Genomic DNA, 16515 nt, shown 5'->3' on the forward strand with positions numbered 1-16515 from the left:
CCATTAAACGTTGCGATTCGTTATGAAGGTGAACTACAAAACCTATTATTCCGTTCGCAAGATGCACAAGAAGGACTAAGCTCATTTATTGAAAAGCGTCCAGCTGATTGGTCTGGTCAATAATAATTAACTGAAAAGTGAATAACTTTTTAAAATTTAATAAATTCAAGGTAAAAGCCTAGCTTTTACCTTGAATTATTGTAATAATAAAGGGTGAGCACCCTCGTTCTATTAAAATTCTTTGGGGGGAAATACATGATCGAATCAGTTTCGAATTTAAGAGGAATTAAAGATCATTATAATGCAACTAGTCGATTCATTGAAGACAATATTAGAAATGGTTTAGGCAATAAGGTTGCGATTGAATGTGAAGACGAACAAGTAACATATCAAGATCTCCAACGTAGAATCAATCAAGTAGGAAGTGCGCTCTTAAATATTGGGGTAGAAAGTGAAAACCGAATCTTATTGTTAACGTACGATTCACCAGAATTTATAGTTTCGTTTTTTGGAGCAATGAAAATTGGTGCAATACCGATCCCAGTTAATACAATGTTACAACCACATGATTATGAATATTTATTAAATAATAGTCGTGCAAAAGTTATAGTGGTACATGAGGATTTTTGGGCAAAAATCAAAGATATTCGTGAGAGATTCATTTATCTAAAACAAGTAATTGTAATTTCAGAAAATCCTTCTAATAGTACAGATACAATTGATTTTTTTGAGTTTGTAAATTGTGCATCTTCTGATTTAGAAACATATTATAGTACTTCTCAGGATCCTGCATTTTGGCTTTATAGCTCTGGAAGTACTGGAAATCCTAAAGGCGTCATTCATTATCAAAAAAATATGGAAGCATCTTTTGATAATTATGCAAAAAATATCCTACAGATTACTGAGAATGATGTTACCTTTTCAGCATCAAAGTTGTTTTTTGCTTATGGCCTAGGTAATGGGATGTTCTTCCCATTAGGTGCTGGAGGAAAGACGATACTGCTTAAAGATAGACCTACCCCTGAAAACATCTTTAACAAGTTAGTTGAAGCTAAACCAACAATCTTTTTTGGTGTTCCAACTCTATACGGGGCCATGATTAACTATGTTGAGAAAACCGGGATAGTTCCTGACCTTTCTTCAGTAAGAGTTTGTGTATCGGCTGGAGAAGCATTGCCAGTAACGTTTTACAATAAATGGAAAGAAATTTTTGGCATCGATATTCTTGATGGGATTGGATCAACAGAAGCTTTGCATATCTTTTTATCAAATCGCGTTGGGGATATTAAGCCGGGCAGTACTGGGAAAATTGTTCCAGGTTATGAGGCCAGAATCCTTAATGATCAATCAATTGAAGTAGGGCCTAATGAGGTTGGAGATTTGGTAATAAAAGGTGAAAGCTTAACTGGTGGTTATTGGTGTAACCTCGAAGAAAATCACCGGAAATTTTATGGGGAATGGATGAACACAGGAGACAAATATTATCGGGATGAAGATGGGTGTTTCTGGTACTCTGGACGCTCTGATGATATGTTAAAAGTTGGTGGAATATGGGTTTCTCCTATCGAAATTGAAAGCGTTCTCTTCCAACATGAGAAAGTACTTGAAGTAGCAGTGATTGGAAAGAAAACGGAAAATAACTTAGTTTATCCAAAAGCCTATATTGTTTTAAAAGAAGGTATAAATCCTTCAGAAGAATTATCTGAAGAATTGAAATTGTATGTGAAACAACAGTTAGCTCCATATAAATATCCTAGAGAAATTGAATTTAAGGATGAATTGCCTAAAACGGCTACAGGTAAAGTACAAAGATTTAAATTAAGAGTTTAGTATAATAAGGCTGTCTTATAAGAATCTGACCCCACTATAGCACTTTATATAGTATATCGCTAACGCTAGCGATTGGTATATAGTGTTAGTTGGGGTCAGAAACTTTTGTTTTGAGACAGCCTCAAAAAAAGAATGGAGGTGGTTGCATTTGATGAAGGCTGTTATAAGTGGAGTAGGGGCTTATGTACCATCTACGGTCATGACAAATAAGGACTTAGAAGAATTAATGGACACGTCTCATGAATGGATTGCGACGAGAACAGGTATTTTTGAAAGAAGAGTGATTGATACAACTGAAAATACATCTGACCTTGCGTATAAAGCAAGCTTAGCAGCATTAGAAGATGCAGGTTTAACTGCGAATGATATTGATTTAATTATTGTAGCAACGGAAACCCCTGATCATATGTTTCCGCCAGTTGCTACGAAGCTACAAACGATGTTAAATTGTCGCACGATAGGTGCTTATGATATCCATAGTACGTGTGTAGGGTTTATATCGGCTCTACAGGTTGCAGAACAATATATAAAAAGCGGAAAAGTCAAACACGTTTTAGTTGTTGGGGCTGATGCTTTATCTAAAATTGTTGACTATTCAGACCGGTCAACTGCAATATTGTTTGCTGATGGAGCTGGGGCTTTTGTTGTATCTAGTAGTTCTAATGACGGTTGTGATGGAATTATTGACTCGACGATTCATTCTGACGGAAGGTACTATGAGGATCTATATGTAGAAGGTGGCTCAAGCAGAGAAAAAGACAATAGTGATTATTCTATTCCGAAAATTCAAATGAACGGTAATAAAATCTTCAAATTAGCTGTAAATGCGATGTCAAGTAATGTTAAGGAATTGTTAAATAAGCATGAATACCAAAATGATGATATAGATTGGCTAATACCACACCAAGCCAATCAGAGAATTATAGATGCAGTTGCGAGAATTGTAGAGTTTCCAGAGGAAAAGGTAATAAGCAATATAAAGTATTTTGGGAATAATTCTGCAGCGACTATCCCTTTGGCTTTTACGAAAGCGAGAGAAGCAGGGAAAATTAAAAGAAATGATCGAATCGTTCTTACTGCATTTGGTGGTGGATTGATTTGGGGTTCGTTACTTTTTCAATATTGATTTTTTGTGAGCGTTCTAATCTATGGATTAGAACGCTTTTTAGTGAAAAAGTATGAGGACACATTGTTGTAAAAAAAGCACTTAATAGCCCATTCAATCATAGACTTATGGTAACAGATTGATAAAGGAGTGGGAATGTGTACGAAAAAAACTCAGGTGTGAACCGTGAAGGTCCTAAGGTGTTTTTGAATACAGAGGCAAGTACAGATAATCAACAGGTGTTTTACTCTGATACGGTTTTCGAACGCATTAACGATGAGATTAGCGAACTAAAAGTAAAGTTAGTAGATCATAATCGAGTTCATGAAGTCATCTTAGATCAATTAGATTATCAGAAAAAATTGGTTCGAGAGGAATTTTTGAGTGTTGAAAAACGGTTGAATGAACAGGACGATACGTTAGAAGATCATGAACGAACGTATGAAGTTTTTTCAAACCAATTAAAAGGTCAGAGTCGGAATGTAAGGGCTATTGATAAAAGATTGAGAAAACAGAAAAATAAGCTTGAAGTTCATGAACAAGTGCATGAAGATTTTTTAAAGAAATTAAAAAATCAGGGTCAATTGATTCAAAGGGATGTACAGGGCATTGTAAAACGGTTAAAAAAACAAAATGGCAAGATAGAAGATCACAAACGAGTGTATGAGGCTATTTTAAGACAATTAGAAAATCAAGATAGATCATTCCATAAGGAGTCACAACGTCTTGAGAAACAACTAATTGAGCAGAAAGAAACCATTGGAGAGCACAGCCAAGTCCATGAGGTCTTTTCAATGCAACTAGGAAATCTGGAGTCAACAACACGAAATGAATTGAAAAGGATAGGGAAACAATTACACGATCATAAAGAAATATTAGGAACTCACAGTCAAGTTCAAGAAGTCTTATCAGATCAAATGAAAGAACAAAGTATAATGTGTCAACAAATGCTGAAGAAGCATCAGAATTTACAAAAAATTGTAGAGCAAGAAAGTGAAATTCAACAAGAGTTGCTAAATAAGAGCGTAAGCCATGAAGAGGAGCAACGTTTATTGGAGAAAAATTTGTCAGAGTTGAACATATTAAAAGCGTCGATGGCCGAACAACTTTCTAAACTAGAGCGTAATAAAAGTGATCTTCAAGCGAAAGTTCAAAAATATAGTAGCCGAGTCAGTGAACAGGAATCTTTATACGAAGCTTTATTAAAGGAGCAAAAAGAGCAGATAAGAAAACAAGAAAGTATAATCCAATTGATTGAATTACAAAAGCTTGATTATGAAGAATTATTAAAGAAAGTGAAAGAAAATGAAGCCGAACAAGAGCAAATACAGGACCGACTTCATGAACTTAAGGATACAACAAAGTTCTTAACTACACATCATAAAGAACAAGAGAATATGCATCTTGATTTATACTCACAATTGATTCAAATAAAAACAGTTCACACCGATGCAGTTAATTATATGAAGCAGAGTTTAACCAAATTAAATGATGAAATTAGACAATTGGAGAACAGACAAAAGTCTACCAATTAATAGGGTATTTCAAGGTGGGAGATATGAAGTTGATAAATGTGAGGTACGGAATTAATATAGTTATTTAAGGATGGTAAAAGTGAATTTGTCTCTCCTAAAGCTGTCGGACATTTAGGAGAGCTTTTTTTATCGTTCTTTTTTGAAATTGAAGTACGTACCAGAAAAATTACGTTCCATTTCTTCTATCAGGCCTTTTAGCAGTAATAACTCATTTTTTATAGAAGCTTTTCGGCTTCTTGATATGCTAGAGCTGCTAGTTGCATTTTTTGCAATTTACGAAAATAATTGTTTGAAATATCAAATGAACTGGGAACTTGAATTGTTTTGTAATACGAAAATACATCATCTTGGGCTTTTTCGTACCAATCTCTTGTATCAGTAAAATCATGAGAGATATTAGGCCAAGCGTCTTTAAGGTATGGACTAAAGATAGGTTGTTTGAAAATGAGAGGTTTGGTTTCCATATTTTTCTTGGTTGATGTGAATACGGATGGCCAATAATCAGAACGAGAACCTGTATGGAGTGTAGTTGTGGCGAACCGGTGAATATCCTCATATAAAGGCCTCAAACCAAAAAGCATAGAATATAGGCGTTTACCGATGTTAATTCTCTCGTTTACTGAAGAGAAATTTGCAACAGATAACCCTGCCAACCTTCGTTCTTTCTTTTTGTGCAGAAATGGAAACAGTACCTGTGTGATTTGAAAAAGCTCCTGTGCTTGAAAAAGGAGTGTGTCAAGCACATGTTCCATAAAATGTGGATTTTGTATTACTCTTTTTTCAATATACTGTTGCTCATTAATGATTAAAGAGATGGTAAGTAATGTAGAGTCTTGCTTTTTCAAAAACAATTCCCAAACTGGTAACATGAAACTAGATACATGAAAATAAGGTAAGAGATAAAATAAGCTGTAATTTCGTTTTTTGCTTTCTTCATAAAGTAAAAGCTGTGGATAGGCATCATGAAAAATTAGTGCATTGGCTGACTCCAAAAATAGAAAAAGATCTTTTCTTTTTACATACTTTATGAAGCCTGTTAATTCCCCTTTTAGGTCGGTCATGTTCCAGCCACCATTTCTTGAGACTAGGTGTGCTAAGAAAGCCCAATGAACTTCAGCGTGCTTTTCATAAAAATCCAAATATGCTTTGGTACGCGTTATATTATTTTGGTTTTCAGCTTTCACTTTTTCTCTAATAGTCAAAACAATGCTTTTCTCTATGTCATTAAGGGTGGAGAAAGGTTTTTTCTTTATTGGTGATTGTTGTTTAATGTTTTCTTTCATTTGATCTAGAAGACGACAGTTAATTGGTAATTGATCCCAGACTTTCTTATTTTTTGATTCATATTGAAACTTATTAATTACATGAACGGTAGATTGTAAGAACAAAGCAGGAAAATGCGTTACTTTATTAATGATACTCATGTATCCAGACCTCCTCTTTCATACCGTATGCCTAAGGGGGCAGATGCGTTAGAGAAAAAGAAGTATCTTACTAACTATGTTCAGATTCGAAATAATCGTTTATTATAGAACAGTTGCGTAGTCTGTAGTTTTTTTAGAGATGAGGGGAAAATATGGAAGAAACCAGGTATAATCGAGCAACAATTGTTGCGCTCCTGCTTGCGGGATCTTTTATTGCAATATTAAATCAAACATTAATGATTACAGCAATCCCGCCAATTATGCATGAGATGAACATCACGGCAAACAGTGCTCAATGGTTAACAACGGTTTTTATGTTAGTAAATGGGATTATGATTCCAATAAGTGCATTTTTAATAGAACGTTTTACAACAAGACAACTTTTTATTTCGGCAATGAGTATTTTTGCTTTTGGAACACTGATCGCGGGAGTTGCACCAAACTTTGAGGTGTTATTAGTAGGCAGGATGATTCAGTCGGCTGGTGCTGGCGTGATGCTGCCACTTATGACTACTGTCTTCTTAATGATATTTCCTGTCAATAAACGTGGTGCAGCAATGGGGCTAATTGGACTCGTAATTTCATTTGCCCCTGCAATTGGTCCAGCTTTGTCTGGATGGGTTACTTCGAATTACTCTTGGAGATTATTGTTCTTTATTATTTTACCGATTGCACTTATCGATATTATTATTGCTATTTTTGTATTAAAAAATGTGACTGATGTAACGAAGCCGAAAGTAGATGTGTTATCTATTGTTTTCTCTTCCTTTGGCTTTGGGGGATTGCTATATGGTTTTACTGCAGCTGGTAACTATGGCTGGACTCAACCAATTACTATAATATCGATTGGTATGGGTGTGTTAGCTCTTATATTATTTATTACAAGACAACTTAAATTAAAACACCCAATGCTAGAATTTCGCGTATTTAAATACTCTATTTTTCCATTAGCTGTTGTTATTGGAATGATCTCATTTATGGGGTTGATTGGAGTTGAGACATTAGTTCCTTTATTTATGCAAAACATGCGTGAGTTCACAGCATTTGAAGCTGGTCTTGCTCTGTTGCCAGGAGCTTTGATTACGGGGCTTATGTCACCTATTAATGGAAGAATATTTGATAAAATTGGAGCTAAGTGGTTGGTGTTTATTGGTTTATCAATTATGACTATATCGTCATTTGCTTTTATCAATTTAAGTCCAGAAACATCTTTTACCTATATAACTGTAATGTATTCAATACGTATGTTTGGTTTATCAATGGTGTTGATGCCGGTCCAAACCGCAGCATTAAATCAATTACCAAAAAGATTGATCCCACATGGTGCAGCAATGGATAATACTATGAGAATGATTGCAGCATCGGTTGGAACTGCAATTCTTGTTTCAGTCATGACAACGACAGCTATCACGGCGGAACAACGTCCAGATATTTCTTATCCGGATATTTATGGAGCTAATATTTCCTTTTTAATAGTAGCAATACTTTCTTTATTAGCCTTAATCGCTTCTTTCTTTATTAAGTACAATCAGCCTGTGGCAGAAAAAGACGAAGGAAAACATTCTTCCTTATAATTAAGAAACCTCACTAGAATTAGTGAGGTTTCTTATTAAAAAGATTACACTGGGTGTATTATAAGAAGAGCACTAACAATGTGATCGCAAAAAAATTCTGATTACTATGGTATAATTTTCTTTTATTGGGGTAACCCAAAATATGGATGATGCGAGGTGTTACTAATGGCAAAAGCAATACTGTTTGATTTAGATGGTACATTGCTCCCAATGGACACAGAACGTTTTGTGAAAAATTACATAAAAGAATTGGCACCAAAAATGGCGCATATTATCGATCCAGAAGAATTTGTTAAAGCTCTTTTAACGGGGACGGAAGCGATGATCAAAAATCTTGAACCAACTAAGACGAATGAAAAAGTATTTGAAGAAACGTTTTTAGAACTAGTGGCGAAAAAGAGAGAAGACGTTTGGCCTGCATTAGATGAGTTTTACGAAAGAGTATTCCCAACTTTTTCTCATTTAACACAGCCGACTCCAATGGGAAAGCAAGTCGTTGAAAAAGCAGTTCAGCAAGGTTATCTCGTAGCGGTGGCAACAAATCCGGTTTTTCCAAAAACGGCGATTTACCATCGCTTAAAATGGGCTGAACTAGATGAATTACCATTTGAGCTTGTTACGGTATATGAAGAAAGTTCATTTACAAAACCACATATTGAGTATTATCAGGATATATGCGAGCGTATAAATGTGAAACCGGAAGACTGTATAATGGTTGGCAACGATATTCAAGAGGATATGGTAACAAGTACGATTGGAATGAAGACGTTTTTAGTTGAAGGGAATATTATTGATCGTGGAAACCCACAGTATCATGTTGATGATCGTGGAACTTTGGAACAGCTGCATGAGAAAATTGTCCAAGGAACAGGGATTTTCTCAAAATAAACTTATGCAAAAGAAGAGTATCGCAAATGGATACTTTTCTTTTAATTTTATCTATATGCTTTTTGAAAATGAAAAAGACTAGAGGAAATTATATTCATGGGTCTGATCTTTTTACTCTATTTTTGAATAAGTAAGGGTGAGTTTATATAATAATATACCCGACTTCTTCAACCGCCTCTACCATATGACTAATATCTGTTTTCATTTCATCAAACTGTACATTGACCGTTTTATCCTTCAATGACCCTTTTGCATCACTTACACCATTTACTTTCTTTATTGCTTCCTCGACAGTTGAAAGACAGTTACCACAACTCATTTTTTCTACCTGTAAAGAAATCTGTTTCATACATGAAGGCCACCTTTCCTTTTCTTCTTATTTTTTCAAAGTAGAGCATCTTCTATTCAATAATTGATAACTGAACTTATTTTTTGCTCTGGAACGCAAATCTTGTTGAATGAGTGATCGACGCTGTTAATTGGGGATTCAGTGTTTTATGTATGAGCTCCTTACTAAGTTCAGTTTCAACTGATTCATAAGTTTAAAATTCCATGATTTCTGTTTTTTCATTGCTTAGTTTTAAGATGTCTCAAGTCTCTAATAGGATGAACGATTGCTGAAGAATGCATGTTGAACACATGTAAACTTCCCTCTTTATCAATTCAAAGGTGTCCTGCTGCAAAATCTTGATGGCATAATGTTTGAGATACTCGTGTTTCTTCAACCCAGCTTGAAAAACAGGTGTTATCTAATAGTGTGATATCTCTTTGCACTGTATAATCTTTTTTGTTCTTAAGTTTAGGCTTCATGCTGTTAACAGCGTTAAACTATACAAATACTTGTTGCAAAGAAGAAAAAAACGAAGGTGAGAAAGGATATTAGAATAATAATTTTTATATTTTTACTTATTGTTTCTAGCTACTTCGAAGATGAAATAATTTTTAAATTTTTTCTAAAAAAGGGTTGAAAAGAAAAAAAAATCAGTTTATAGTAAGAATTATCAGAATTTTCTCTTTAGGAAAACGTGGATTCTGTTAGGATCCTAATTAAAATTATAAATTAGTTTGTGGATTTGGCAAATTTTAAGTGAGTAGTTAGGATCCTAAATTAATTACGGTGGTAAAGTTAGGATCCTAATTATTTGAAAGATAAACTGCCAAATAGTTATGGAGGAATAAGATGGAACATTCAAGAGAACGAAGTAATTGGTTTGGATCATTATTTAGAAAGACGTCATTACAGTTAACAAACTTGATTAATAAAAAGATGGCGTCAAATGGGCTTACTAGTTCGAATTACTGGGTCTTAAAGCTATTATGGGAAAAAGATGGGGTAACACAAAAGCAGTTAGTGAATGAGTTAAGCGTGAAACCTGCTTCTTTAACAGGGATGATTGACAACATGGTTGAGAAGGGATGGTTAAGGCGCTCGCCCGACCCAAATGATGCACGTGTTAATCGAATTTACTTAACAAAAGAAGGAGTAGAGCTAGAGGAGGTAGCTATTGACCTAATCACCGAATGTGAAGAAACGGTTTGCCGTGGATTAAGTAATGAAGAAAAAATCATGTTGAAGAGTGTTTTAAGAAAAGTTATAGATAATTTAGAGAAAGCACAATGAATTTAATGGCGTTCAGACTTAGAAAGAGTGTGATTTAAATTTAGTTTATAAGAAAGTCTTTTAAAAACCAATATATGTAAGCGCTCTCTATGAGTGGTTTATTATGAAAGGAGCTTTTAAATGAATCATAACGAAGAAAATCAAATGAAGTGTCCCTTTAATCATGGTGAATTTACTGGTGAGAATGAATTAACTAATAAGAGGTATGATCATGATTTTGACCCCAAGGCACCAGAAACATTTACTAGCGCTCATGAATTATACAAAGAAATGCGAGCAAAGTGCCCAGTTGCCCACAGCAATGAATGGGGGGGTTTTTGGACCCTTTCTAAATATGAAGATGTTGTTGGTGTGTTAAAGGACTATCAAACGTATACGACGTCAGTTCAAAATGTTGTGCCAAAAGTAGCGTTTACTGGACGTCGTCCTCCATTACATTTCGATCCGCCAGAACATACATTCTATCGTCGTTTGATTAACCAATTTTTTACAAAAAGGAAAATGGCAGAGTTGGAACCTAGCATTCAAAGAGATACAGAGGAATTAATGCAGGAAGTGGTTGACAAAGGGAACGTTGAGATTGCAACAGAGTACACTCATAAACTTCCAGCCTTGGTATTTGCTGAATTTTTTAATCTACCTAAGGATCAGTCGAAAAGAATTAAAGAAGTAAGTACCGCGTATGTAAAAGCGATAATGGAATTCGATAACCAAGAGAAGGTAAAGAAATTGAGTTTACAACTTTATGACATTGCTCGAACAGTGATTGAGGCACGTAAAAAGAGCCCGATGGATCCAGAAGAAGACTTTACAAGTGCGTTGCTAGAAACCAAGTATAATGGTGAGTATTTAGCTGATGAGATGATTCTAGGTTGTGTCCGTGCGATGTTAGTTGCTGGTATGATTGCTCCGAGCGTGTTAATTGCAAGTATCTTTGTTCATTTGAGCGAGCATCAAGAGATACAAGAACAGCTGCGAAATGATTTAAGTCTTGTTCCAGCTGCAGTAGAAGAGTACCTTCGCCTGCTTACGCCTTATAGGGGCATGGCTCGTACAGCAAAACATGATGTTGTAATAGGAGGTCAACTAATAAAAAAAGATGAGCCAATCGCGCTTAATTATGCTTCTGCCAATCGTGACGATTCAGTGTTTCCAGATGGAGATAAATTTATTTTAAACCGGCCAAATGCAAAAGACCATATTGTTTTCGGTGAAGGGCCACATAAATGCCCAGCAGCTCCTTTAGCTCGAATGATGGTACGCATTACTCTTGAAGAAGCTCTTAAACGTACAAAAAGAATTGAATTAGTTGGCGATGTGAAAATGACAGTTTGGGCTGAGTGGGGTGTGCTCTCTGCACCTATTAAGTTGTCACCGGCATAAAAGATTACTAAAAATAGAGTATCGGAACAACCCCGCCCTAATAAAGTAAATGCAGTTATAGCCAATATTAATTACAATCTAGGTTGGTGAGCATATTGAAAGAAAATGAAGAAGGTTTGAAAACTAAACAATCCTCTTATTCGGCCGTATTAGATAATATCAGTGAGGCACTTGGTAAAGTAGGGGGCTTGGCTACATTAGTGATGATCATTTTAGTCACCTTTAATGTCATAACACGTAGGGTATTTAACTGGTCTATACCCGGTTTTTATGAAATTCTCGGCTTAATCGGTGCTATCTTTTATTCATTTGGTATCGTATACGCAGCTACTAAAGGACAGCACATTGTCATGGATATGGTTGTAAATCGCTTGCCAAAAAGGATTCGCATAGTTTGTGATTGGATCACTCGTATTGTAATTTTGTTTTTTTGTGGGTTATTAGCTTACGCTGGTATAGAAGTTACTTTAAGTATGCTAGATGAGAGAACGTATGACCTTCAAATTCCGGTAGCTCCATTCCGGTTTATCGTTGTCATTGCATTTGTTTTACTAGCCCTGATTATTTTAGGGGGAAAGAACATTAGTAAAGGAGGTGAAGATTAATGGAGCCACTTACGATAGGCGTGATCTGTATGGTGGCATTCTTTCTATTAATGTTAATAGGGGTTCCAGTTGGAATTTCTATGACACTAGTAGGGTTTGCCGGCTTCGGATATATTGTCTCAACAACAGCTTCTATCGGGAAGGTTGCGTTAATCCCTTTTACTACTATTACCGATTATAATTTTGCCGTCATTCCGGCTTTTATTTTAATGGCGCAAGTGTTTGGTGTCTCTGGCTTAGGGGTTAAATTATATGAACTTTGCGAAAGGTTTTTAGGGTATCGGCGTGGAGGACTTGCACTCGCAACAGTTGTGGCTTCGGCTGTGTTTGCAGCAATTAGCTCTTCAACGATTGCAACCGTAGTGACAATCGGTCTCATAGCTATCCCAGAAATGATGAGAAGAAAATATGACCCTGGTTTAGCTGGAGCTTCTGTTGCAGCGGCTGGTGGACTTGGTATATTGATACCGCCAAGCGCCATATTGATTTTATACGCTCTTATGACGGAACAATCAATACGTGCGTTATTTATAGCAGGGATTGTTCCCGGAATGATGTTAGCTATTGCATACGTGATAACGATTGCGATTGTCTGCAGATTAAGACCTGATATTGCTCCGGCAGGGCCACGTTATTCATGGAAGGAAAAGTTACAGGCATTAGCAGGTACATGGGAGGTCTTACTCCTAATTGCATTATCTATCGGAGGTCTGACCTGGGGTTGGTTTACCCCTACAGAGGCTGGTGCGGTAGGTGCTTGTGGTGCGATTTTGATTGGTTTTGCTAGGAGAAAGTTAACATGGCAAGGTTTAATGAAAGCGCTTAAAAGTACGGCTGGTAATAGTGGTATGGTCGGGTTGATAATGATTGGGGCTTTTACGTTTAATTATTTTGTCGCGGTAACGACAATCCCACAAAGTATCGTTTCTGCTGTCAGTGGTATTGAAGCTTCACCTATTGTGGTTATGCTAATTATCTCATGTATGTACTTAGTTTTGGGAATGTTTATGGATTCTTTGTCAATGCTTTTACTCACAGTACCATTTATGTTTCCAGTTGTATTAGCATTAGGATTTGACCCGATTTGGTTTGGGATATATATAGTGATGGTTATGGAAATGGCCGTTATCACTCCGCCAGTTGGGATTAATGTATATACTACTGCAGGATTGTTTAAATGGCTTTCATTAGAAAAGGTGTTTAGTCGAGTCACTCCGTTTGTTCTGGCACAAATCGTAATAATTTTAATATTGTTGTTTTTCCCTGATGTTGTTACTTTCTTACCTAACCTAATGAGGTAAGAGCTTAATATAAAATATCTAGCGGGTAGCCCAGCCTAATTTTAAGGAGGAAAACTAATGTTTAAAATGAAGAAACGAATGGCCTCATTGTCTGTTGTTGCATGTATAGGTTTTGTGGGAATACTTACTGGTTGCGGGAACTCATCAGGCAGTTCAACTGAAGGAAGTAGTGATTCTATAGAAACTGAACAATCTGCAGAACCGATGGAATTAAAATATGGGACATATGTTTCGTCTGGCCACTATCAAGGTTTAATCGATCAAGAGATGTTTGAGAGAATTGAAGAACAATCAAATGAGACTATTAAAATGGACTTATTTTTTGATGGGACATTAGTAAATGCGCATGAGTGGCGCCAGGAATTATTACGAGGTTCAGCTGAAATTACACAAGCAGCAGTAGGATCTGAGGCAGATCGTTATCAATTAGAATATTCTGTCGGTTTATTCAACTACGGTATTACAGATATGGAACAATTACTTGAATTCACACGCGAGCTTGTAGAGAGTACTCCAGAATTGGCCGACCAATATGATGATGTTGTTCCGATTAGCCGGATGTCTGCCGGACCTTCATGGGTCCATACAGTAAATACACCAATTCGTTCGGCTGAGGATTTTAGAGGGCTTAATATCAAGGTTGCCGATGATGCTTCTGTTGCTCTAATTAGGGCGCTAGGTGCTAACCCTATTAGGTTGCCGATCTCTGAAACATATAGTGCGCTAGAAAGGGGAACAATTGATGGAGTTGTCACAGGAGCTGACCCGTTGAGAACCTTTAATTTCGCAGAGGTAACGAATTATAATACAGAATTGCCTTATGCTACACCATGGCTAAATTCAAAAATGATGAATAAAGATGTTTTTGAAAGTTTATCGCCAGAGAATCAGCAAGTGATTCTCGATAATGGAGCATGGTGGGAGGAACAGTTAGTGATTCAACTTGAAGAAGAAGTTCAGGCTGGAATTGATCAGGCAATCGAGGATGGCAATGAGATTATTCAACTCTCTCCTGAGGCAAGAGATGAAATTCTAGCTGTTATGGAAGAAAATGCCTTGGGAATAGCCGCAGAGCTTGATGATCAGGGTTTAAATGGCACTGAACTTTTCGAAAATGCCCGTGAGTTAGCTGATAAGATGACTGATTAATATAGTTATTCTAACAACTAAAAAGTAATTTATTCAAATTTCAAGGAAAATATAGGGGTGTTTTACAAGGAAGCTTCCCCTTTAAACGCCCTTCATTAATCGTATTGGAAAGGATATTGATTATGAATAATTACAATGATAAAAAAGATTTGGCTCAGTCGATTCATCAAGTGAAATGCCCTTTTACTAATAAATTTCGAGATGAGGAGAATGGTTTACAGTTAACGGATGATTTCAATCCATTAGCTCCCGAAACATTTACAAGTGCGCATGAACAGTACAAACACCTAAGAAGCAGTTGTCCGGTAGCTCATAGTAACGAATGGAATGGGTTTTGGGCATTGATGAAATATGAAGATGTTGCAAATGTGTTAAAGGATCCGAATATGTACGTGACGTCTGTTCAAAATGTCGTACCAAAAGTAGCGACAACCGGAAGGCGTCCTCCACTTCATTTAGATCCACCTGAACATACGCCGTACAGGAGAACATTAGACCCGTTTTTCACAAAGGAGAAGATGAAGGCAATCGAACCTGCTATTCGTGAAAATATTATACACCTGTTGCAACATTTTATTGACAAAGGAGAGGGAGATTTATGTGAGGATTTTACACACAAACTTCCTGGATATGTATTTGGAGAATTCTTTAACTTGTCTACAGAAATATCTATGTCAATTAGAGAAGTAACCACCGTATTTAACAAGGCATTGCAGGTGGGGGATAACGACTTAGTGCAAAAAACAAGTCTGCAATTATATGATATTGCTAGGGAAATTATCGAAGATCGCAAAAATAAGCCACTAGATCCAAAACAAGACGTAACGTCGGCTTTATTAGAAAAACGATATAGGGGCGAGCCTTTACCGGACGAGATGATTTTAGGAACTGTACGTCAATTGATTGTGGTAGGAATGATTGCACCGAGTGTATTTATAGGGAGTATGGCTGTGCACCTTAGTAAACATCAAGAACTTCAACAACAATTACGTAACGACTTGAACTTAGTTCCAGCTGCAATTGAAGAATATTTACGCTTATTCACTCCATATAGAGGTTTTGCCCGTACAGCTAAAGAAGATGTCGAAATAAATGGACGAACAATAAAAAAAGATGAACCCATCGCTTTAGTCTATGCTTCTGCAAATCGAGATGAAGAAATTTTTCCTAATGGTGATAAATTTATTCTTAACCGTCCTAATATCAAGCAGCATCTGGCGTTTGGGATGGGACCCCATCAATGCCCAGGTGCGCCACTAGCAAGATTAATGTTGGGGATAACCCTTGAAGAATTGTTATCACGTACCAAACAGTTTGAGATGGCTGGAGAAGTTGACATGACACGTTGGCCGGAATGGGGTACGGTATCCGTACCGATAAAAGTCTCAATTTAGGAAGGACTTAGTTTCCTCTTAGAATGATTGTAGAATTAGATGCTTAACCTTTTTGTCATGCATTTTTAAACAAAAACACGGTGATATAAATCACCGTGTTTTTGTTTTGCACCAGTTTATTGTGTGGTAATGCACCATTTTTTCTTCTTTTGTGTCTAAATCGCAAATGTAATGTTGAGATTTCAAGCTTAATAGCTTTATTAAAGTTGGCACATTTTTTGCAAGGAATATTGATGTAGAAAGCATGGAGTTGAAACTATATTAACAAACGGAGGAATTAACTATGAACATTTTCGTGATTATGAAACGTACCTTTGATACAGAAGAAAAGATTGTTATTGAGAACGGAAAGATAAATGGAGAAGAAGCAAATTATATTATCAACCCTTATGATGAATATGCAATTGAAGAAGCGATTGTTTTGCGCGATGAACATGGTGGAGAAGTAACGGTTGTAACCGTTGGTGAAGAAGAAGCCGAAAAGGAATTACGTACAGCACTCGCAATGGGCGCTGACAAAGCAGTCTTACTTGATAGTGAAGAGGTGGATGAGTTAGATCAATTTACGACAGCGTCCATGCTTGCTGCTTATTTCAAAGAGCAAGAGGTTGATTTGATCTTAGGAGGAAACGTTGCAGTCGATGGAGGGTCTGGGCAAGTTGGTCCTAGGGTCGCTGAACTGTTAGACATTCCTCAAGTGACAACG

Annotated in this window: 14 protein-coding genes and 1 pseudogene; 13 read left to right on the forward strand and 2 right to left on the reverse strand. The window is 36.5% G+C overall.

Annotated features, from left to right (window positions below):
- From AC1FXZ_RS21335 to AC1FXZ_RS21350, 4 genes and pseudogenes are all read left to right on the forward strand, one after another.
- Nucleotides 1-123 (forward strand): annotated as a pseudogene (locus AC1FXZ_RS21335) (enoyl-CoA hydratase/isomerase family protein); the annotation flags it as partial.
- Between the two features lie 132 nt (nucleotides 124-255).
- Nucleotides 256-1830 carry a benzoate-CoA ligase family protein gene (locus tag AC1FXZ_RS21340; protein ID WP_480057439.1) on the forward strand — a complete coding sequence of 525 codons (1575 nt, stop codon included), beginning with the start codon at nucleotides 256-258 and terminating at the stop codon, nucleotides 1828-1830.
- Between the two features lie 151 nt (nucleotides 1831-1981).
- On the forward strand, nucleotides 1982-2956 hold the full coding sequence (locus AC1FXZ_RS21345) for a beta-ketoacyl-ACP synthase III (RefSeq protein ID WP_480057441.1): 975 nt from the start codon (nucleotides 1982-1984) through the stop codon (nucleotides 2954-2956).
- Between the two features lie 137 nt (nucleotides 2957-3093).
- Entirely contained in the window at nucleotides 3094-4470 is a 1377-nt protein-coding gene (locus AC1FXZ_RS21350) for a hypothetical protein (protein WP_480057443.1), read from the forward strand.
- A 215-nt stretch (nucleotides 4471-4685) separates the two neighbouring features.
- Here AC1FXZ_RS21350 and AC1FXZ_RS21355 read toward each other — a convergent pair whose 3' ends face one another.
- Complete coding sequence (locus AC1FXZ_RS21355) at nucleotides 4686-5894, reverse strand: DUF2515 family protein (RefSeq protein ID WP_480057445.1); 1209 nt, start codon at nucleotides 5892-5894, stop codon at nucleotides 4686-4688.
- A gap of 152 nt (nucleotides 5895-6046) precedes the next feature.
- Between AC1FXZ_RS21355 and AC1FXZ_RS21360 the strand changes: the two genes are divergently transcribed.
- Complete coding sequence (locus AC1FXZ_RS21360) at nucleotides 6047-7468, forward strand: MDR family MFS transporter (protein ID WP_480057447.1); 1422 nt, start codon at nucleotides 6047-6049, stop codon at nucleotides 7466-7468.
- Between the two features lie 165 nt (nucleotides 7469-7633).
- Entirely contained in the window at nucleotides 7634-8356 is a 723-nt protein-coding gene (locus AC1FXZ_RS21365; protein WP_480057449.1) for an HAD family hydrolase, read from the forward strand.
- Nucleotides 8357-8498: 142 nt separating this feature from the next.
- Here the strand turns inward: AC1FXZ_RS21365 and AC1FXZ_RS21370 are convergent, their stop codons facing one another.
- Nucleotides 8499-8705 (reverse strand): cation transporter, encoded by a 207-nt coding sequence (locus AC1FXZ_RS21370; RefSeq protein WP_480057451.1) that lies wholly within the window; start codon nucleotides 8703-8705, stop codon nucleotides 8499-8501.
- Between the two features lie 831 nt (nucleotides 8706-9536).
- Here AC1FXZ_RS21370 and AC1FXZ_RS21375 point away from each other — a divergent pair.
- The 7 genes from AC1FXZ_RS21375 to AC1FXZ_RS21405 form a co-directional block, all read left to right on the forward strand.
- Nucleotides 9537-9977: a MarR family winged helix-turn-helix transcriptional regulator gene (locus AC1FXZ_RS21375; protein ID WP_480057453.1), complete on the forward strand. Its 441-nt coding sequence runs from the start codon at nucleotides 9537-9539 to the stop codon at nucleotides 9975-9977.
- 120 nt (nucleotides 9978-10097) lie between these two features.
- Complete coding sequence (locus AC1FXZ_RS21380) at nucleotides 10098-11360, forward strand: cytochrome P450 (RefSeq protein WP_480057455.1); 1263 nt, start codon at nucleotides 10098-10100, stop codon at nucleotides 11358-11360.
- Nucleotides 11361-11455: 95 nt separating this feature from the next.
- Nucleotides 11456-11965, forward strand: coding sequence for a TRAP transporter small permease (locus tag AC1FXZ_RS21385; RefSeq protein ID WP_480057457.1), 510 nt, complete (start codon nucleotides 11456-11458; stop codon nucleotides 11963-11965).
- On the forward strand, nucleotides 11965-13266 hold the full coding sequence (locus tag AC1FXZ_RS21390; protein WP_480057459.1) for a TRAP transporter large permease: 1302 nt from the start codon (nucleotides 11965-11967) through the stop codon (nucleotides 13264-13266). Before AC1FXZ_RS21385 ends, AC1FXZ_RS21390 begins: the two co-directional genes overlap by 1 nt.
- 57 nt (nucleotides 13267-13323) lie before the next feature.
- Nucleotides 13324-14415, forward strand: coding sequence for a TRAP transporter substrate-binding protein (locus AC1FXZ_RS21395; RefSeq protein WP_480057461.1), 1092 nt, complete (start codon nucleotides 13324-13326; stop codon nucleotides 14413-14415).
- Nucleotides 14416-14537: 122 nt separating this feature from the next.
- Nucleotides 14538-15809 carry a cytochrome P450 gene (locus AC1FXZ_RS21400; protein ID WP_480057463.1) on the forward strand — a complete coding sequence of 424 codons (1272 nt, stop codon included), beginning with the start codon at nucleotides 14538-14540 and terminating at the stop codon, nucleotides 15807-15809.
- 283 nt (nucleotides 15810-16092) lie between these two features.
- Nucleotides 16093-16515, forward strand: a 423-nt coding sequence (locus tag AC1FXZ_RS21405) for an electron transfer flavoprotein subunit beta/FixA family protein (protein WP_480057465.1), incomplete at its 3' end; no start/stop codon positions are given.

The sequence above is a fragment of the Halalkalibacter sp. HAAS-P014 genome (genome assembly GCF_056619965.1).